Below are 18,794 nucleotides of genomic sequence, written 5' to 3' on the forward strand. Positions count from 1 at the left end.
ATCCGTTCCGCTGACCGAGGCTGGCTCGTCCTGGCGATGTGCCGGGCCGGGCCGGGCGGCGAGGGTCGAGAGCATGACCATCAGCCCTGTCCGAGCCGCCTCAGAAGGCCGGCTCTCAACCACCAGGATCACCCGTCGCCCGGTGCTGCTTCTCGCCGCCGCGGCCGCCCTCTTCCTGGCCTTCTGTGTGTGGAACTGGCCGCCGAACGCCTTGCAGTACGACCTGCGCGTGTACGTCGTGGCCGCGCGGGCCTTCCTGCACGGTGAGGACATCTACACCGCGCACCACGCGTTCCCGGACGACATGGCACTCGGGTTCACCTACCCGCCGTTCGCGGCGCTCGTGTTCGCTCCGATCGCGCTGCTCGGTACCGGGGCCGGCCGGGTGGTGATGTCCCTGGTGTCGGCGAGCTGCCTGCTGATCATCGGGTTGGTGACCGTGCGTGCCATCCGGCCCAGTTGGCCTTGGCAACGGACGGCGGCCGTCGGGCTGGCCGTCGGTATGGCGGGAATCGCTCTGGAGCCGGTGCGGTCGTCCTTCGACCTCGGCCAGATCAACCTCATCCTGCTGGCTCTGCTGCTGGTCGATCTGCTGGGTCACCTGCCGTACCGGTTCCGCGGAGTACTGGTCGGCGTGGCCACCGGGATCAAGCTGACCCCGGGCATCTTCATCATCTACCTGCTGGTGACGCGCCGGTTCCGGGAAGCGGCTGTCGCCTCGGCCGCGACGGTCGGGACGATGGTGGCCGGTGCTGTCGCGATGCCGGACGGCTCCAGGCAATTCTGGGGTCACTACATCTTCGATCCGAGCCGGCCCGGCGCCACCCACTTCATCAGCAACCAGGCTTGGCGTGGGGTGTTCGCGCGGCTGGCCGGCGGCATCGACGGGATCGCACCCATGTGGTTGCTCACGGTCGCCCTGACCTGCACCATCGGCTTCCTGGCAGCCCGGCGGGCGTACGAGAGCGGCTACCGGCTCGAGTCGATCATCCTGGCGGCTCTGACCGGCGTACTCGTCTCACCGATCTCCTGGACCGGCCACTGGGTCTGGGCAGTTCCGATCTGCATCCTGCTCTGGTTCCGCGTCGTCGAGGCCGCCGGTCACCGGCGACGGGTGCTGGCCGGGTTGGCGACACTCTGGATGGTTACCACCGCCTTCGGATTGCCCTGGCACTCGCCCTACCTGGGGGACAGGGAGTACACGCACCGCGGGTTCGACCTGTTCCTTGGCAACTCGTACGCCGTCTGCGCGGTCGTCTCCCTGCTGCTGGCGGCCTATGCGTTCCGTCGACGGGTACGCCGATGACCCGGCGGTTCGTAGTACCGGTTGCTGCCCTGCTGGCGCTGACGCCGTTCCTGTACGTCGTCTACGCGGGCTCGCTGGACCTCAAGGTCTACCGGACCGGCGGCTACGCGTGGCTGCACGGGATCAGCCTGTACTCCGAGCACTTCGCCGACTTGGTCCCTGGCATCCGGTTGCCGTTCACCTATCCCCCGCTGGCCGCGATCCTGTTCGTCGGTCTCGAGGTGCTGCCGCTCACGGTCGCCGAAATCCTCATGAACCTGGCCAGCGTGGCAGGACTGACGGCAACAGCTCTGGTTGTCTCATGGCGGCTCGCAGGCTGGAACCAGCGCGCACTGCTTGCCGGGCTGGTGGTGTCGGCCGGGGCGATGGTGCTCGAGCCGGTGCGCTCCACGATCGGCTTCGGCCAGGTGAACCTGATCCTGATGGGTCTGGTCGCCCTGGACTGCCTGCTGCCGAAGACCCGTTGGCCCCGCGGACTCCTGCTGGGCCTGGCGATCGCGATCAAGCTGACCCCGGCCGTCTTCATCCTGTTCTTCCTGGTACGCCGCCAGTTCCGCCCGGCCCTGGTCGCGTCCGCCTCCTTCGCCGGGTTCAGCCTGACCGCGGGGGCACTCGCGCCGGCCGACTCGGCGAAGTACTGGTTCGGGGTGTTGTTCGACCCGGCTCGGATCGGTGGGGCGACCTATGCGTTCAACCAGTGCTACCAGGCGATCCTGCACCGAGTGATGGCGGACGGGCCGGGCCGGTCTCTGCTGTGGCTCGCGTTGGTCGCGGCGACCGGCGTGCTGGCCACAGTTGCGGCTCGCCGCGCGAGGACCGAGGGGGATGATGTTCGCGCGCTACTGGCGATCGCGGTCTGGGGTCTGCTCGCGTCACCGGTCAGCTGGTCGCACCACTGGGTGTGGATTCTTCCCGCGACGCTCTACCTGTGGCAGCGGAGCAGTTGGATGCTGTTGGCAACCATTCCGTTCGTGATCGGGCCGCACACGTTGCTCGATCCCGAAGGCCGGCACTGGTCGTTGCCCGAGCATCTGATCGGTTCGAGCTACGTGCTGCTGGGACTGGCCTTCCTGGTGTTCGCCGCTACGCGAAGAGGCCCCCGGACCGGGCCTGAATATGCAGGGACCGGCCGGGGGCTCGGTGCCGGAGGCGCCTCGGGGGTAGCTGCCTCCGGGCCGGAGACTCCGAGGGGGTGAGAGTCTCCGGGGAAAGCCGGAAGCCGCTGGGGAACGGCCTCCGGCAAGAACTCAACGCGGTCCCAGCTCCAGCGGCTGGGTCCGGATCCAGCGGGCAGCGGCCTGCTGCCGGCCCATCGCGATCACGTCGCCGGCCGGCCCCGCCGAGAAGACCCGGCTGCGCTGGGTGTGCTGCCGGGAGACGCCGACGCCGCGCTGGACCTCGGCGAGCAACTGGTTCACCCGGCGGCGCAGATCCTCGACCTCCGACTGGAGCTCGAGAATGTGCCGGATCCCCGCCAGGTTCACCCCCTCCTCCTGCGACAAGTGCTGCACGTACCGCAGTTTGGCCACGTCGTACGCCGAGTAGCGCCGCCCGCGCCCGCTCGCCCGGCTCGGCGTCACCAGCCCGAGCCGGTCGTACTGCCGCAGAGTCTGCGGGTGCATGCCGGCCAGCTGGGCCGCCACCGAGATCACGTAGATCGGGGTCCGGTCGTCCCAGGTCGGCACCTGGCTGAACGGGATGCCCATCAGGAACTCCCGAACAACCCGGCACGCAGATCGGGCTGAGCCGACGCGGTACTGAACTCCTGCAGCTTCGTACGCTGCTCGTCGGTCAGCTCGTGCGGCACCTGGACCTCGATGGTGAGCAGCAGATCGCCCTTCGACCCGTCCCGCCGGACCGAGCCCTTGCCGCGAACGCGCAACTTGCTGCCGTTCGCGGTACCGGCCGGGATCCGGACCGTGACGGGCAGGCCGTCGAGCGTCGGGACCTTGATCTCGGCACCCAGCGCGGCCTCGGTGAAGCTCACCGGCACCGCCAGGGTCAGGTGCTCACCCTGCCGGCCGAAGATCCGGTGCGGCTTGACGTGCACGCTGACGTAGAGGTCACCCGCGGGGCCACCTCGTTCGCCGGCCGCACCCTTGCCCTTCAGCCGGATCCGCTGACCGTCCTGCACGCCCGCGGGGATGCGGACCTGCATGGTCTTGCTCGACTGACCGCGGCCGGAGCCGTGGCAGGTCTCGCACGGCTCGTCGACGACCAGACCGCGCCCCCGGCACTCGGTGCACGGCTCGGTCATCGCGAAGACGCCACCCTGGACGGAGGTCTGCATGCCCGTGCCTTCGCACTTCAGGCAGACCTTCGGCACGGTCCCGTACTTCGCCCCGGTGCCGCGGCACGTCTTACAGGGCTCGTCGCTGGTCATCCGGAGTGCGACGGTGACGCCGTTGACGGCCTCGGCGAACTCGATCGTCGCCTCGGTCTCGATGTCGGCACCCCGGCGCGGACGGGCCGTCGACGTGGTGGTCGTGCGACCACCGCCGCCGCCGAACATCCCGCCCAGGATGTCGCCGAGACCTCCGCCGCCGGTCGAGCCGGACCGGTTGAACAGGTCGCCGACGTCGAAGCCGAATCCCTGTCCACCTGCCTGACCGGCCCCACCGGGCATCCGGAAGCCGCCGCTGCCGAACAGCCGGCGGGCCTCGTCGTACTCCTTGCGCTTCTTGGCGTCCCCGACCACGTCGTACGCCTCGGAGACCTCCTTGAACCTGGCCTCGGCCGACGCGTCCCCGGAGTTGGAGTCCGGGTGGTACTTGCGTGCCAGCTTGCGGTAGGCCTTCTTGATCTCGTCCGGCTCAGCCGTCTTGGAGACGCCGAGAACCTTGTAGAAGTCCTTCTCCAACCAGTCTTTCGTACTCATCGACGCCTCACCTCCTCGGGAAGAATGCCCTACTCCGCTGGCTTCTCGGCCTCGCCGGACCCGGCCTGGTCGGCGGGAGCCTGATCGGCCGGCGCCTGATCGGCGGGGAGCTGCTCGGTCGGTTCCGAGACGGCGACCCGGGCCGCGCGCAGGACCCGCTCGCCGAGGCGGTACCCCGGCTGCATGACCAGCGTCGCGGTCGGACCGTCGACCTCGTCGGAATAGTTGTGCAGCAGTGCCTCGTGGATCCGCGGGTCGAAGGGGTCCCCGACCTCGCCGTACTTCACCAGGCCCAGCTTCTCCGTGACGCGTTCCACCGACTCGGCGACGGCCTTGAAGGCGCCTTCGAGCTCACCGGCCTCGCGGGCCCGGCCGATGTCGTCCAACGTCTGCAGCAGTTCGGTCAGCACCGTCCCGATGACGACCTCGCGGTTCGCCTCCCGGTCCCGGTCGACCCGCCGCTTGTAGTTCACGTATTCCGCCTGCAGTCGCTGCAGGTCGGCCGTACGCTCGGCCAGCGCCTCGGTCAACAGGGCCTCCTGGGCTGACGGCCCGGTCAGGTCGGACGGCTCGCGCGGCGGCTGGGCGCCCGGCGTACCGGGCATGCCTGCCGCCACGCCCCCTGCGGGGTCCGCCGAGTGTTCAGCGGGCTCCCGAAGGGCGCCGGTTTCCGGGTCGATCCGGCGCTTGTCCCGCACGACGGGCTCGCCGTCGCCGAACTCGCTGCCTGGGTCGCGATCGGTCACTTGTCATCCTCGGGCTTCTTGTCCTGCGGGCGCTCCTCGTCGACGATCTCGGCGTCGACAACACCGTCGTCGTCGCTGTTCGCGTTGTCGTCGGAGGAGGGGCTCTCGTCCGACGTACCGGCCGCCTGGGCGTTCGCGTACATCGCGGCACCCATCTTCTGGCTGGACTGGGCGAGCTTCTCCGACGCCGCCTTGATCGCGTCGGCGTCCTCACCCTCGAGCGCCTTCTTCAGCTCCGCGACGCCGTCCTTGACCTCGGTCTTGACGTCGTCGGGGACCTTGTCCTCGTTCTCCTGCAGGAACTTCTCGGTCTGGTAGACCAGGCCCTCGGCCTGGTTCCGGGACTCGACGGCCTCGCGGCGCTTGCGGTCCTCCTCGGCGTACTGCTCGGCGTCGCGGACCATCTTGTCGATGTCGGTCTTCGGCAGCGCCGAGCCACCGGTCACGGTCATCCGCTGCTCCTTGCCGGTGGCAAGGTCCTTGGCGTTGACGTGCACGATGCCGTTGGCGTCGATGTCGAAGGTGACCTCGATCTGGGGCACGTTGCGCGGCGCCGGCGGCAGGCCGGTCAGCTCGAAGTTGCCGAGCGACTTGTTGTCGCGGGCCATCTCGCGCTCGCCCTGGTAGACCTGGATCATCACCGACGGCTGGTTGTCCTCGGCGGTGGTGAAGATCTCCGAACCCTTGGTCGGGATCGTGGTGTTGCGCTCGATGATCTTGGTGAACACGCCACCCTTGGTCTCGATGCCCAGGCTCAGCGGGGTCACGTCGAGCAGCAGGACGTCCTTGACCTCACCCTTCAGCACACCGGCCTGCAGCGAGGCGCCGACGGCGACGACCTCGTCCGGGTTCACACCCTTGTTCGGGTCCTTGCCACCGGTCAGCTCCTTGACCAGCTCGGCGACCGCGGGCATCCGGGTCGAACCGCCGACCAGGATGACGTGGTCGATCTTCGACACGTCGACGCCGGCGTCCTTGATGACGGCCTTGAACGGGGCGCGGGCGCGCTCCAGCAGGTCGTTGGTGAGCTTCTGGAACTCGGCCCGGGAGAGCTTCTCCTCCAGGTGCAGCGGGCCGGAGTCGGTCAGGCTCAGGTACGGCAGGTGGATCGAGGTCTCGGCAGCGCTGGACAGCTCGATCTTGGCCTTCTCGGCGGCTTCCTGCAGCCGCTGCATGGCCATCTTGTCGCCGGACAGGTCGGTGCCGTTCTTGTTCTTGAACTGGGTCACCAGCCACTGCACGATCCGCTGGTCCCAGTCGTCACCACCGAGGTGGTTGTCTCCGGAGGTGGCCTTCACCTCGAAGACACCGTCACCGATCTCCAGCAGCGACACGTCGAAGGTGCCGCCGCCGAGGTCGAAGACCAGGATGGTCTGCTCGGTGCCCTTGTCCAGGCCGTACGCCAGCGCGGCCGCGGTGGGCTCGTTGACGATCCGGTGCACGTTCAGCCCGGCGATCTCGCCGGCTTCCTTGGTCGCCTGGCGCTGCGCGTCGGAGAAGTAGGCCGGCACGGTGATGACCGCGTCGGTGACCTGCTCCCCGAGGTACGCCTCGGCGTCCCGCTTCAGCTTCTGCAGCACGAACGCGCTGATCTGCTGCGGGGTGAACTTCTTGCCGTCGATCGAGACGTTCCAGTCCTCGCCCATGTGGCGCTTGACCGAACGGATCGTGCGGTCGACGTTCGTGGTGGCCTGGCGCTTGGCCACCTCGCCGACCAGGACCTCGCCGTTCTTGGCGAAGGCCACCACCGAGGGCGTCGTACGGGCTCCCTCGGCGTTGGGGATGACGGTGGGCTCGCCACCTTCCAGTACGGCGATGACGGAGTTCGTCGTACCGAGATCGATACCGACCGCGCGGGCCATGTGCGTTACCTCCACGAAGTTGAGTGATGCAGACTCAAGTTTGCCGATCCTGGGGCCCGGATTCAAATCGGACCGCGGTCAGGATCCGCAGACTTGAGTTCACCTGGCTCAACATTGCCCTACCCCTGGGTCATTCCCAACCCTGAGCCCCGGTTTTCCGGGTTCAGGCGGGTCAAGCCCTGACCAGACCCCTGCCGCGGAAGGTGTCCCCCGTGGGAAGGTGTGCCTGTGAAACTCCGCCCCCTGACGTCAGCCGACGAACCGGCCGTGCTCGCCCTGAACGCCGCCGCCGTCGAGCAGACGGACCCGCTGGGCCCGGACCGGCTGGACTGGCTCCGGCTGATCGCCGCCCACGCCGCCGTGGTGGAGATCGAGGGCGAGCTCGCCGCCTTCGTCCTCACCTTCGCGCCCGGCTCCGCCCATGACTCGCTCGACTACGAGTGGTTCGTCAACACCTACGCCGACCGCTTCCTGCACCTGGACCGGATCGTGGTCGCCGAGGCGTACCGCCGCCAGGGCGTCGCCACGGCGGTCTACCGCGCCATCGAACGCGCCGCCAAACCGTTCGACCGCCTGGTCTGCCGGGTCCAGTCCGACCCACCGGACCACCCGTCCCTCGCCTTCCACGCCGCCCGCGGCTTCGTCGAGGTAGGCAAACTCCGCCGCCCCAACGGCACCACCAGCGCCATGCTCTCCAAGGAACTGGCGGACTGAAGCCGGCTGACGGGCTAGATGTGATGTCCAGGGACGTTGGTCAGTCGGCTGACTGGTGGCCTGCCGCCGATTGCGGAGTGGGCTCGGTGATGATTGTAGAAGTATTGTAGAAGTGGAGCCAGCCGGGCAGGGCTGTGTTGCGTTGGTCGGTTGAGGTGTAGAACCGGGCGTAGGCCCAGCCGTCGGCCAGGGTGCGGTGGAAGCGTTCGATCTTGCCGTTGGTTTGTGGCCGGTAGGGCCGGGTCCGTTTCGGGGTGATGCCGAGTGCTGCGCAGGTGTCGCGCCAGGCGAATGAGCGGTAGCAGGACCCGTTGTCGGACAGGACGCGTTCGACGGTGACGCCGTGGTCGGCGTACCAGGCGACGGCCCGCTGGAGTACTCCGGCGGCGGTGTCGGCTTTCTCGTCGGTGTGGATCTCGGCGTAGGCGACGCGGGAGTGGTCGTCGATGACGGTGTGCAGGAAGGCTTTGCCGGTGCGGGGTTTGTAGTCCTTGCCCTTGGGCAGGCCGGGTGTGGCGAGCTGATTTTGGTAGCCCTGCTGGCGGCCGACGAAGCGGTGGCCTCCGCCGTCGGGGATGTTGGCGAACTTGGTGACATCGACGTGTATCAGCGAGCCGGGGTGGTCGTGTTCGTAGCGGCGCAGCGGTTCGCCGGTGACCCGGTCGACGCGGGACAGGCGGTTGACCCGGCAGCGGACCAGTACGGCGTGCACGGTCGAGGCCGCGACGCCGAGCCGGCCGGCGATCTGGACCGGGCCGAGCCGGTGGCGCCAGCGCAGTCGCACGATCCGGCGTACCAGATGCGGCGGTGTCTTGGCGGGGCTGTGGTGTGGGCGGGAGCTGCGGTCAGCCATCCCAGCGGCCCCTTCGGCCCGGTACCGCTCGGCCCACTTGCGCGCCGTCTTGGCGGCAACCATGAACATTTTCGCCGCCGCGGCGTAGGTCCAGCCCTGATCGACGATCAGACGCGCCAGCCGTAGCCGGGTGCGTGGGGTCAGAGTCGCGTTAACGTGGGACACGAAGGCCTCCGGTTTGGTGAAGCGGTTCCTTAGACAGCTCCACTTCACAACCGGAGGCCTTCACCTGTCACACCGACTCACCGCCACAAGGCGGGCCAACCTCCCTGGACATCACAGCTAGAGCGTCCATACGGCGGGCAACGTCATGGGCGGCGGAGCCCCACCCCATCAATGGCCCGCTCAACCCCACACTCCGCGCTGGGACGCCGACGCTCGCCGACCCATTGATGGGATGGGGGTCCGTACGCCGGAGCGCCGGGGCCCCGCCCCATCAATGGCGCACCCAGCCCGCACGTTCCGCGCTGCGGCATCGACGCTCGGGAGCCCATTGATGGGATGGGGGCTCGTGCCTGTGGACAACGCCCGACGGGTCACCGCGAGATCGGCGACCATCGTGGAGTGACGGACGTCGTCGAGTTGCTGCGGCGAAGAGCGGGATCCACCACTTTCGCCCAACTCCGGACCGGGGCGTCCGGTCGGGCGATCCGGAAGGCACTGGCGAGCGGCTCGATCCAGCGCATCGCCCGCGGCGTGTACGCGCTGCCGCCGGCCGCAGACCCGCTCGCCGCCGCCCGCGCTCAGGGTGGTGTCGTGTCGCATCTCAGCGCGGCCGTCCTGCACGGGTTCGAGGTGCTCGACCTGCCGGCCGTCGCCCAGGTGACGGTCCCACGCGGGCAACACCAGCGGGCGAGCACCATCGACTGCAAGCTGCACTGGGCCGACGACGTACCGGCTCTGGACGGCCGGACCACGAAGCTGCGGACCGTCCTCGACTGCGCCCGCACCCTGCCGTTCGCAGCCGGTCTCTGCGTGGCGGACTCCGCGCTCCGCAAGGGTGGAATCCAACGTGACCAACTGCTCGCCGCGGCGGCCGGCCTCCTTGGCCCAGGGAGTGGCCGGGCAAGACGGGTGGCCGCAGCAGCCGACGGCCGGGCGGAGTCACCGCTGGAGTCCGTACTGCGCGCCGTGCTGCTCGAGGCAGGAATCGACGGCTTCGTCCCCCAGTGGGTGATCCAGGACGAAACCTTCTCGGCCAGGGTCGATCTCGCGGACCCGGTCCTCGAGCTCGCGCTGGAAGCCGACAGCTTCGCGCATCACGGGACCCGGGCAGCCCTGGCCCGCGACTGCCGCCGGCACACCCAACTCACCGTCCGGGGCTGGCGCCTGCTCCGCTTCTCCTGGGAGGACGTGATGCTCGATCCGGGGTGGGTGGTGGACGCCGTCAGAAGAGCAAGCGAACCCCCAGCCCATCAAACCACCTCCGTCCCCGCTGGTGTGTCAGCCGGACGCCGCCTGAGCGGGCGAGAAAGGCAGCCTGCAGGCGTTTGATTGATGGGCTGGGAATTCGCGGCGTTCAGGCACTAGGCCTGCCGTCCCGCGATGAAGGTATGTGTCACCAGTGGCACGCCGGGGCGGTAGGCCAGGTGCAGGTACGACGGCGCGTCCAGGACCGCCAAGTCGGCCCGCGCACCGGGCTCGATCCGGCCGACGTCATCACGCCGGAGCGAGCGAGCCCCGCCGGCGGTCGCCGACCAGAGCGCCTCGGCCGGAGTCATCCGCATCTCCCGCACGGCCAGCGCGATGCACAGCGGCATCGACGACGAGTAGCCCGAGCCCGGATTGCAGTCGGTCGCCAACGCCACCGTCACCCCGGCATCGATCAGCCGCCGCGCATCCGGGTACGGCGACCGTGTGGAGAACTCGACAGCCGGCAGCAACCCCGCAACCACCCCGGAGGCCGCCAGCGCATCCACATCAGCATCGGACAGATGCGTGCAATGGTCAGCCGCCGCGGCTCCCAGCTCACAAGCCAGCTGTACGCCGGGCCCTTCGCCGAGCTGGTTCGCGTGGACCCGCAGCCCGAGCCCTTTCGCGGCGCCGGCCAGCAGGATCGCCCGGGCCTGATCCGCGTCGAACGCACCTCGCTCGACAAAAACATCCACCCACTTGGCGTGCTGAGCAGCCGCCGCCAGCATCGGCCCGGTCACCAGCTCGACATACCCAGCAGGGTCCTCAGCGAACTCGGCCGGTACGACGTGGGCCCCCAGGTACGTCGTGTCGTCGGTGAAGGCCGACGCGATCGCCAGTGCCCGCGACTCGTCCAACGTGGTGAGCCCGTACCCCGACTTGATCTCGACCGTGGTGGTGCCCTGCCGACGCATCTCGGTCACCAACCGGGCCACGTTGGCGGTCAGCTGATCGTCGGAGGCCGTCCGGGTCGCGGCCACCGTCGTACGGATGCCGCCCGCGCTGTACGGCGTACCAGTCATCCGGGCCGCGAACTCCTGGGCCCGGTCGCCCGCGAAGACCAGGTGTGAATGTGAGTCCACGAAGCCGGGGATCACCGCGCGGCCGCCGACGTCCAGCGCACTGTCCGCCGCCGGCGCGTCCCGGCGCGACCCGACCCAGGCGAACCGCGACCCCTCGATCACGACGGCCGCGTCCTGAATCTCTCCCAACGCGGCCCCGTCGACCGAGCCGTGACTCGGATCGTTCGTGACCAGCGAGCTGATCCCGGTCAGCACCAACGAGGTCACGTCACCGCTCCGATCGAGGCGGCCAGCTCGGCCGCCACATCAAGTTTCCCGTGCTCCCCCGAGCTCACCAGATGGTTGCCCGAGGCCACTACATCCCGCACATCCGCCGCACTGGCAGCGAAAACGACCGTCTCGACCGACGCGCCGGTGCCCGCGGTACGAACGCTGTCCGACCGTACGGCGACCAGGTCCGCCCACGCGCCGACCTCGATCCGGCCCGCATCGTCGAAGCCGAGCGAGCGGTGCCCGACAACGGTGCCGGCAGCAAGCAACTCCGGCGCCGACCAGTGCCCGCGCTCCTGCGAGGCGAGGCGCTCGTTCAGTTCCACCGCGCGCATTTCCTCGAACAGGTCGATCACGGCATGGCTGTCGGACCCCAGCGTCAGCGGCGAACCAGCCTCCCGCAGAGCGACCGACGGGCCGATCCCGTCGGCCAGATCGCGTTCGGTGGTCGGACAGAAACACGAATACGTCCCCGAGCTCCCCAACAGCCCGACATCCACCGGCGTCAAATGGGTGGCATGCACCGCACTCGTCCGCCCGCTGAGGAATCCTGCCTCGTCGAGCACCTGAGAAGGCGTGCGGCCATACGCCTGCAAACAGGCCTCGTTCTCCGCGACCTGCTCGGACAGGTGGATGTGCAGCGGCGCGTTAGGCAGTGCGGCAGCCACTGCGCTCAGCTGATCCTGCGGCACACCCCGGACCGAGTGGGCGGCCGCGCCGATCACCACGTCGTCCGCAGCGCGCAGGTCGAGCACCCGCGCCGCCCAGGCGGCCGCGTCGCCATCGCTGAACCGCTGCTGCACCTCATTCAGCGGCTGGTCGATCCCGCCTGCCACGTAACAGGTGTCGAGTAGCGCGATCCGGAGGCCGGCATCCCGCGCCGCCGCGATCAACGCCTCACCCATCGCGTTCCGGTTGTCATAGCGCCGACCGCCCGGTGCGTGATGCAGGTAGTGGAACTCGCCGACCGCGGTGATCCCGGCCAGCAGCATCTCGCCGTACACGGCCCGCGCGAGCTGGTAGTAACTGTCCGGCGTGAGCACGGAGGCGACGGCGTACATCTGCTCGCGCCAGGTCCAGAAGGTCCCACGCTCGGTCTGGGTACGCCCTCGCAACGCGCGATGAAACGCGTGACTGTGGCAGTTCGCCAAGCCAGGCAGCACAATCCCGCTGAGCCGCACCGCGTCGCCAGGCGCTGCATCCACCTCGACCGAGGCGAATCGCCCGTCCACAACGGTTACCAGCACGCCCGAGGCCAACCCGGACGGCAGCAACGCCTGCTCACACCAGTAGGCCGTCACCGCGTCAGATCCTTCAGTACTGCGGCCAGCGCCTCGACCCCCGCCAGACAGTCGTCCATCTCGGCGTGTTCGGCCGGCGAGTGCGAAACCCCGGTCGGATTCCGCACGAACAGCATCGCCGTCGGAATCCCCGCATCGGAGAACACCCCGGCATCATGCCCGGCCCCGGTCGGCAACACCGGCGCATCATCCAGTACTGCGCTCAGCCGGTCCCGCAACCCCGGTTGGAAGTCCACTATCGGCGACACGGACTCCGGCACCATCTCGACCGTCGTACCGTCCCGCTCGGCCCGCTCGGTCGCCTGCCGAGTGATTGCCGCAAGCAACGACTCCAGAACGTCGGCCGACGCGGCCCGCGCATCGAGCCAAGCGGTCACCTGAGACGGTACGGCGTTGGTCCCGTTCGGCTCGACCGAGAGCCTGCCGAAGGTGGCTCGTGCGCCGGCCAGCCGGGCCTGCTTGTTCGCGGCGAGAGCCGTCATCGCGTACGTCAGCATCGGGTCGTGCCGGTCTTCCATCAGCGTGGTGCCGGCGTGGTTCGCCTCACCGCGGAAGGTGAACCGGAACCGCCCGTGTGGCCAGATCGAACTCGCGACTCCCACCGGCGCGGTCAGCGCGCGCCCCTGCTCGACGTGCAACTCGACGAAGGTGGCCATCCGCGAGAGCAGCGAGGAGGGCCCGACCCGGTCCGGATCGGTGCCGGCCCGCGCCAGCGCGTCGTACAGGGAAACGCCTTCGCGATCCTGCAGGGCCAGGGCCTTCTCCGGCGGGAGCACACCGGTGGCGATCCGCGAACCGAGACAGGGCATCCCGAAGCGTGAGCCCTCCTCCTCGACGAACGCGCCGATCCCGATCGGTACCGACGGCACGAAGCCCTCGGCCCGCAGCCGGTCCACCGCCGACAACGCGGAGACCACGCCGAGCGGGCCGTCGAAGGCGCCGCCGTCGATCACCGAGTCGAGATGGCTCCCGGTCACGATGCCCGGCGTGCCCTCGGACTGCGCCGTCGGCTCCCACCAGGCGACCAGGTTGCCGATCCCGTCCGACTCGACGGTCAGCCCGCGGGCCGCGCACTGGTCGGTGAACCAGTGCGTGGCCTCGCGTTCCGACGGCGTCCAGCCACCGCGGCGGTATCCCCCGGTCGAGGGATCCTTGCCGAGGGCGGCCAGCTCCGCCCAGAGCTGCTCGAACGACTCAGACAAGGCTGTTCTTCGTCAGCCACTCCTTGGCGACCGCCTCGGACCGCTCCTTACCCACCTCGACGCGCTTGACCAGGTCGGTCAGCTCCTCGGTGGTGAGCTTGGCGGAGACCGCGTTCAGAGCGTCGGTGACCGTCGCGTCCTTGTGGTCGCTCCGGACCAGCGGTACGACGTTGTTCGGCGGCAGGATGTTCTTCGGGTCCTCCAGCATGACCAGGTTGTTCTCCTTGATCACCGACTGGGTGGTGAAGAAGTTGCTCACCTGGATCTGGTCGCTCTTCAGCGCCTGCAGGCTCAGCGGGCCGCCGGAGTCGAGCGTCTTGAACTCCTTGAAGTCGACGTCGTACTCCTCCTTCATGCCGGCCAGGCCGGACCGGCGGATCTTGAACTCGGCACCGCCACCTGCGATCAGGTTCTTGCCCTTCAGGTCGGCGATCGACTTGATACCGAGCTTGTCCGCGGTCGCCTTGGTCACCACGATGGTGTCCTCGTCGGCGGCCGGCGACTTCTCCAGCACCTCCAGGCCTTCCGGCAGCGCCTGCTTCAGGGACTCGTACGTCGCGTTCTCGTCGCCGGTCTCGGCACCCTTCTTGAAGTACTCCAGCGCGGCGCCGGTGTATTCGGGCAGGACATCGACGGAGCCGTCCTTGATGGCCGCGATGTAGGCCTCGCGCTGGCCGATGTTGAGTTGCTTCTTCACGGTCAGCCCCTTGGCCTGCAGGGCCTGGGCGTACATCTCGGCGAGCAGTTCGCTCTCACCGAACTTGGCCGAGCCGACGGTGATGCTGGTGACCTTGTCCGGGGCCTTCGTCTCCCCGCCGGCGCCGCTGTCGAGCGGATCGCCACCGCCGCCGCATGCGGCGAGCAGCAGAAGCCCCAGGCCGGCGACGGCGGTGCGGGTGGCTACACGGTGAAACACGGGATCCTCCAAGGGGTCCGTCAGGTACCGGCCGGAGCCGGGGTGGGCTGGGAGAGGGCTTTGCTGACCCGTCCGGTCAGACCGTCGGAGACGGTCAACCTGGCGAGCAGGGCGAACAGGAGGTCGAGGCCGACCGCGAGCAGCGCGACCAGGACGGCGCCACTCAGCATCTGCGGGAAGTCCCGCAGCGACAATCCGTCGACGACGTACCGGCCCAGGCCGCCCAACGCGACGAGCGCCGCGATGGTGGCGGTGGAGACGATCTGCAGGGTCGCGCTGCGCAGGCCGGAGATGATCAACGGCAGCGCGATCGGCAGTTCGACCTTGCGCAGGATCTCGCCGCCGGTCATCCCCATCCCCCGGGCCGCGTCGACAGTGGCCGGGTCGACGTTCGCGATGCCCGCGTAGGTCGCGGTGAGGATCGGCGGGATGCCCAGTACGACCAGCGCGATCAGGACCGGAAGCAGGCCGATCCGGCCCATCAGCAGCACGACCAGCGTGAGCAGACCGAGGGTCGGCAGGGCCCGGGCGGCGTTGCCCAGGTTGATCGCGAGGAAGGCGCCGCGCCGGGTGTGGCCGATCAGCACCCCGACCGGGAAGGCCACGAGCGCGGCCAGCCCGAGGGACAGGAAGGTGTACCAGACGTGCTGCAGGATCCGGTTGTCGATGCCTTCGGTCCCGGACCAGTTGACCGGGTCGGTGAGGAAGTCCAGCATTCCCTGGAGCATCAGGCCGCCTCTCTCCCGGTTGACACGCGGGCCCACGGAGTAAGAATGCGCTGTAGTCCGACGATAGCCAGGTCGGCCACCAGCGCGAGCGCCAGGGACAGCACGATGCCGACCACGATCGGGGTGAGGAAGTTCTTCTGGAAGCCGTCGGTGAACAGCTCCCCGAGGCCGCCGATGCCGATGATGGCGCCCACGCTGACCATCGAGATGTTGGCCACCGTCACCACCCGCAAACCGGCGAAGATCACCGGTACGGCGATCGGCAGGTCGACCGCGATCACCCGCCGGTAGGTGCTGTAACCGACCGAGATCGCCGCCTGCCGGACTTCCGGCGGCACCGACCGCAGCCCGTCGATCACGTTCCGGATCAGCAGCGAGACCGTGTAGACCGTCAGCGCGATGATGATGTTGACGGGCGACAGCACCTTCGTGCCCAGCACGGCCGGCAACACGATGAACAGAGCGAGCGAGGGCAGGGAGTAGAGCACGCCACCGAGCGCGATCAGCGGGTTCGCCAGCCAGCCGTACCGGGTGGCGACGTAGCCGAGCGGGACCGCGATCAGCAGCCCGATCAGCACCGGTAGCACCGACAGATAGAGGTGCTCCCGCAGCGCTGCCCAGATCACGTCCAGGTTGTCGCCGATCCAGGTCATGGGGCCTCCCGGCCTGGACTGAGGAATGGAGGGAGCGAAGCGACCGGAGTGACGAGGGAAGGCCGGGAGTTCAGCCCCATGACCCGCCGAGCCGGAGGCGAGGCAAACAGTAGAGTCATGGGAGACGCAGCGTTTCGGCGAGCAGGGTTTGGTCGACGACGCCGATGGCTTTGCCTGACTCGTCGACGCAGACTCCTTGACCGGTGGGTGACGTCAGTACTGCGTCCAGTGCCGCCCGCACCGAGTCGGTGCGGTCGAAGGTGGAACCGATCGGCAGCAGCTCGCCCGAGCCCTTGCGCCAGCCGGCCGGCTTCCCCGCGTCGTCCAGCACGAGTTCACTGGGCAGCGGCGCGAGCTTGAGGTCGTCGATCCGCAGGAAGGTCAGGGCGCGATAGCCGCGGTCCTTGCCCACGAAGCTTTCGACGAACTCGTCGGCCGGGTGAGCCAGCAACTCGGCCGGTGGCGCGAACTGGGCGAGCTTGCCGCCGACGCGCAGTACGGCGACGTTGTCACCGAGTTTGATCGCCTCGTCGATGTCGTGCGTGACGAACACGATGGTCTTGCCGATATCGCGTTGCAGGCGGAGCAGTTCCTCCTGCAGCTGGTTGCGCACGATCGGGTCGACGGCACTGAACGGCTCGTCCATCAACATGATCTTCGGGTCGGCCGCCAGCGCCCGGGCGACGCCGACTCGTTGCTGCTGGCCACCGGACAGCTGGGCCGGGTACCGCTCGGCCAGCTTGAGATCCAGGCCGACCCGCTCGAGCAGCTCCATCGCGGTGGCGCGGGTCTTCTTCTTGTCCCAGCCGAGCAGCTTCGGCACGGTGGCGACGTTGTCGACCACGGTCTTGTGCGGGAACAGCCCGGCGTGCTGGATCACGTAGCCGATCCCGCGCCGCAGGGTGACCGGGTCGCCGGCGTTGATGTCCTCGCCGTCGATCGAGATCCGGCCGCTGCTGCGCTCGATCGTCCGGTTGATCATCCGCAGCGAGGTCGTCTTGCCGCAGCCGGAAGGTCCGACGAACACGGTGATCTCGTTGCTGGGAATCCGCAGGCTCAGCGTGTCGACGGCGACCGTGCCGTCGGGATACTGCTTGGTGACGTCTTCGAACTCGATCATGGCGCCCCTTCGCGCTCGTCGGAGATCGCCCGAACGATCCTAGGGGACCGGACCCCCAAGAACACGGGATTAGCGGGGATCTCGGTCCGTAAGAAAGTGCACCTTAGCGCTGTGGATTGCCTCGGTCGCACTGTGCAGCGGTCAGCTCTCCCGCATCGGGATCCTGATACCTCGCTCGGCGGCTGTTTCGTCTGCTCTTTCGTAGCCGGCGTCCACGTGCCGGATGACACCCATCGCCGGATCGTTGCTCAGCACCCGTTCCAGTTTCTGCCGGGCGAGATCGGTGCCATCGGCAACCGATACCTGACCGGCGTGGATCGACCGCCCCATTCCGACGCCGCCACCGTGGTGGATCGACACCCAGGAAGCACCGCTGGAGACGTTGACCATCGCGTTCAGCAACGGCCAGTCCGCGATCGCGTCCGAACCGTCGAGCATTCCCTCGGTCTCCCGGTACGGCGAGGCGACGCTGCCGGTGTCGAGGTGGTCGCGCCCGATCACGATCGGCGCCTCCAGCTCACCCGAGGCGACCATGTCGTTGAACCGCAGGCCGGCCTTGTCCCGCTCACCCTGGCCGAGCCAGCAGATCCGGGCCGGCAACCCCTGGAAGGCAACGCGTTCGCCGGCCATCTTGATCCACCGGGTCAGGTGCTCGTTGTCCGGGAACAGGTCGAGGATCGCCTGGTCGGTCTTCGCGATGTCGGCCGGGTTGCCCGACAGCGCGGCCCACCGGAACGGGCCCTTCCCCTCACAGAACAACGGCCGGATGTACGCCGGTACGAAGCCGGGGAAGTCGAAGGCCCGGTGGTACCCGGCCTTGCGTGCCTCGTCGCGGATCGAGTTGCCGTAGTCGAACACCTCGGCACCCGCGTCCTGGAAGCCCACCATCGCCTCGACGTGGCGAGCCATCGACTCCTGCGCGCGCTCGGTGAAGCCGGCCGGGTCCTTCTGCCGGGCGGTGGTCCAGTCGTCGAAGTCGACACCGACCGGCAGGTACATCAGCGGGTCGTGGGCCGACGTCTGGTCGGTCACGATGTCGATCGGCGCGCCCTTGGCGAGCAGCTCCGGCACCATCACCGCGGCATTGCCCAGTACGCCGATCGACAGCGGCCGGCGAGCCTGCTTGGCCTCCTCGGCCAGCCGGACCGCCTCGTCGAGCGAGTTCGCCCGGACGTCGAGGTACCGGTGCTCGATCCGGCGGTCGATCCGGCTGGAGTCGACGTCGATGCAGATCGCCACGCCGTCGTTCATCGTCACGGCCAGCGGCTGCGCGCCACCCATACCGCCGAGTCCCGCGGTCAGCGTGATCGTTCCGGCCAGCGAGCCGCCGAACTTCTTGGTGGCGACCGCGGCGAACGTCTCGTAGGTGCCCTGCAGGATGCCCTGGGTGCCGATGTAGATCCACGAGCCGGCCGTCATCTGGCCGTACATGGTCAGGCCCATCGCCTCGAGCTTGCGGAACTCCTCCCAGGTGGCCCAGTCGCCGACCAGGTTGGAGTTCGCGATCAGCACCCGCGGCGCCCACTCGTGCGTCTGCATCACGCCGACCGGCTTACCGGACTGCACCAGCATGGTCTCGTCGTTCTTCAACGTGGTCAGGGTTCTGACCATCGCGTCGAACGAGTTCCAGTCCCGCGCCGCCTTGCCCGAACCGCCGTAGACCACCAGCTCGTCGGGGTGCTCGGCGACCTCCGGGTCGAGGTTGTTCTGCAGCATCCGCAGCGCGGCTTCCTGCTGCCAGCCCTGGGCGGTGAGGGTGGTGCCGCGGGGTGCGCGGACGGGTCGGGGTCCGGACATGTGTGATCCAGCC

16 protein-coding genes and 1 pseudogene are annotated in these 18,794 nt (G+C 68.7%); 4 read left to right on the forward strand and 13 right to left on the reverse strand.

Going from position 1 to position 18,794, the window contains the following annotated elements; genetic code table 11:
• The first annotated feature begins 73 nt into the window (after positions 1–73).
• Positions 74–1,306, forward strand: coding sequence for a glycosyltransferase 87 family protein (locus tag ACQPYM_RS40025; protein WP_433011912.1), 1,233 nt, complete (start codon positions 74–76; stop codon positions 1,304–1,306).
• Complete coding sequence (locus ACQPYM_RS40030; protein WP_433011915.1) at positions 1,303–2,502, forward strand: glycosyltransferase 87 family protein; 1,200 nt, start codon at positions 1,303–1,305, stop codon at positions 2,500–2,502. Before ACQPYM_RS40025 ends, ACQPYM_RS40030 begins: the two co-directional genes overlap by 4 nt.
• Before the next feature lie 51 nt (positions 2,503–2,553).
• Here the strand turns inward: ACQPYM_RS40030 and ACQPYM_RS40035 are convergent, their stop codons facing one another.
• Genes ACQPYM_RS40035 through dnaK form a run of 4 tightly spaced genes read right to left on the reverse strand, consistent with a single transcriptional unit; the run spans position 2,554 to position 6,792 of the window.
• On the reverse strand, positions 2,554–3,012 hold the full coding sequence (locus ACQPYM_RS40035; RefSeq protein WP_433011918.1) for a heat shock protein transcriptional repressor HspR: 459 nt from the start codon (positions 3,010–3,012) through the stop codon (positions 2,554–2,556).
• Entirely contained in the window at positions 3,012–4,184 is a 1,173-nt protein-coding gene (gene dnaJ, locus ACQPYM_RS40040) for a molecular chaperone DnaJ (RefSeq protein WP_433011922.1), read from the reverse strand. The genes ACQPYM_RS40035 and dnaJ overlap by 1 nt, the downstream gene beginning before the upstream one ends.
• A gap of 29 nt (positions 4,185–4,213) precedes the next feature.
• Positions 4,214–4,930 carry a nucleotide exchange factor GrpE gene (gene grpE / locus ACQPYM_RS40045; protein ID WP_433011925.1) on the reverse strand — a complete coding sequence of 239 codons (717 nt, stop codon included), beginning with the start codon at positions 4,928–4,930 and terminating at the stop codon, positions 4,214–4,216.
• Positions 4,927–6,792 carry a molecular chaperone DnaK gene (gene dnaK, locus ACQPYM_RS40050; protein ID WP_433023486.1) on the reverse strand — a complete coding sequence of 622 codons (1,866 nt, stop codon included), beginning with the start codon at positions 6,790–6,792 and terminating at the stop codon, positions 4,927–4,929. The genes grpE and dnaK overlap by 4 nt, the downstream gene beginning before the upstream one ends.
• Before the next feature lie 228 nt (positions 6,793–7,020).
• Here dnaK and ACQPYM_RS40055 point away from each other — a divergent pair, with 228 nt between their 5' ends.
• Entirely contained in the window at positions 7,021–7,506 is a 486-nt protein-coding gene (locus tag ACQPYM_RS40055) for a GNAT family N-acetyltransferase (protein WP_433011928.1), read from the forward strand.
• A gap of 14 nt (positions 7,507–7,520) precedes the next feature.
• Here ACQPYM_RS40055 and ACQPYM_RS40060 read toward each other — a convergent pair.
• A pseudogene (locus ACQPYM_RS40060) lies at positions 7,521–8,524 on the reverse strand (IS481 family transposase).
• A gap of 399 nt (positions 8,525–8,923) precedes the next feature.
• On the opposite strand from ACQPYM_RS40060, the gene ACQPYM_RS40065 reads away from it, so the two are divergent.
• Positions 8,924–9,853, forward strand: coding sequence for a type IV toxin-antitoxin system AbiEi family antitoxin domain-containing protein (locus ACQPYM_RS40065; RefSeq protein WP_433011931.1), 930 nt, complete (start codon positions 8,924–8,926; stop codon positions 9,851–9,853).
• 32 nt (positions 9,854–9,885) lie between these two features.
• On the opposite strand, the gene hutI is transcribed toward ACQPYM_RS40065, so the two are convergent.
• From hutI to hutU, 8 genes are all read right to left on the reverse strand, one after another.
• Complete coding sequence (hutI, locus tag ACQPYM_RS40070; RefSeq protein ID WP_433011934.1) at positions 9,886–11,061, reverse strand: imidazolonepropionase; 1,176 nt, start codon at positions 11,059–11,061, stop codon at positions 9,886–9,888.
• A complete protein-coding gene (locus ACQPYM_RS40075; RefSeq protein ID WP_433011937.1) occupies positions 11,058–12,365 on the reverse strand; it encodes a formimidoylglutamate deiminase in 1,308 nt (435 codons plus the stop codon). Before ACQPYM_RS40075 ends, hutI begins: the two co-directional genes overlap by 4 nt.
• Entirely contained in the window at positions 12,362–13,567 is a 1,206-nt protein-coding gene (locus ACQPYM_RS40080) for an allantoate amidohydrolase (RefSeq protein WP_433011940.1), read from the reverse strand. The genes ACQPYM_RS40075 and ACQPYM_RS40080 overlap by 4 nt, the downstream gene beginning before the upstream one ends.
• Positions 13,560–14,483, reverse strand: a complete 924-nt coding sequence (locus tag ACQPYM_RS40085) for an ABC transporter substrate-binding protein (protein ID WP_433011943.1) — start codon at positions 14,481–14,483, stop codon at positions 13,560–13,562. Before ACQPYM_RS40085 ends, ACQPYM_RS40080 begins: the two co-directional genes overlap by 8 nt.
• 20 nt (positions 14,484–14,503) lie before the next feature.
• Complete coding sequence (locus tag ACQPYM_RS40090) at positions 14,504–15,211, reverse strand: ABC transporter permease (protein WP_433011947.1); 708 nt, start codon at positions 15,209–15,211, stop codon at positions 14,504–14,506.
• The gene (locus ACQPYM_RS40095) at positions 15,211–15,864 is read right to left on the reverse strand and encodes an ABC transporter permease (protein ID WP_433011950.1); all 654 of its coding nucleotides are present in this window, start codon (positions 15,862–15,864) and stop codon (positions 15,211–15,213) included. Before ACQPYM_RS40095 ends, ACQPYM_RS40090 begins: the two co-directional genes overlap by 1 nt.
• A 115-nt stretch (positions 15,865–15,979) precedes the next feature.
• Positions 15,980–16,984: an ABC transporter ATP-binding protein gene (locus ACQPYM_RS40100; protein ID WP_433011953.1), complete on the reverse strand. Its 1,005-nt coding sequence runs from the start codon at positions 16,982–16,984 to the stop codon at positions 15,980–15,982.
• A gap of 141 nt (positions 16,985–17,125) precedes the next feature.
• Positions 17,126–18,781: a urocanate hydratase gene (hutU, locus tag ACQPYM_RS40105; protein ID WP_433011956.1), complete on the reverse strand. Its 1,656-nt coding sequence runs from the start codon at positions 18,779–18,781 to the stop codon at positions 17,126–17,128.
• Positions 18,782–18,794: the final 13 nt, after the last annotated feature.

Source organism: Kribbella sp. CA-294648, assembly GCF_050943845.1.
Taxonomy (GTDB): Bacteria; Actinomycetota; Actinomycetes; order Propionibacteriales; family Kribbellaceae; genus Kribbella.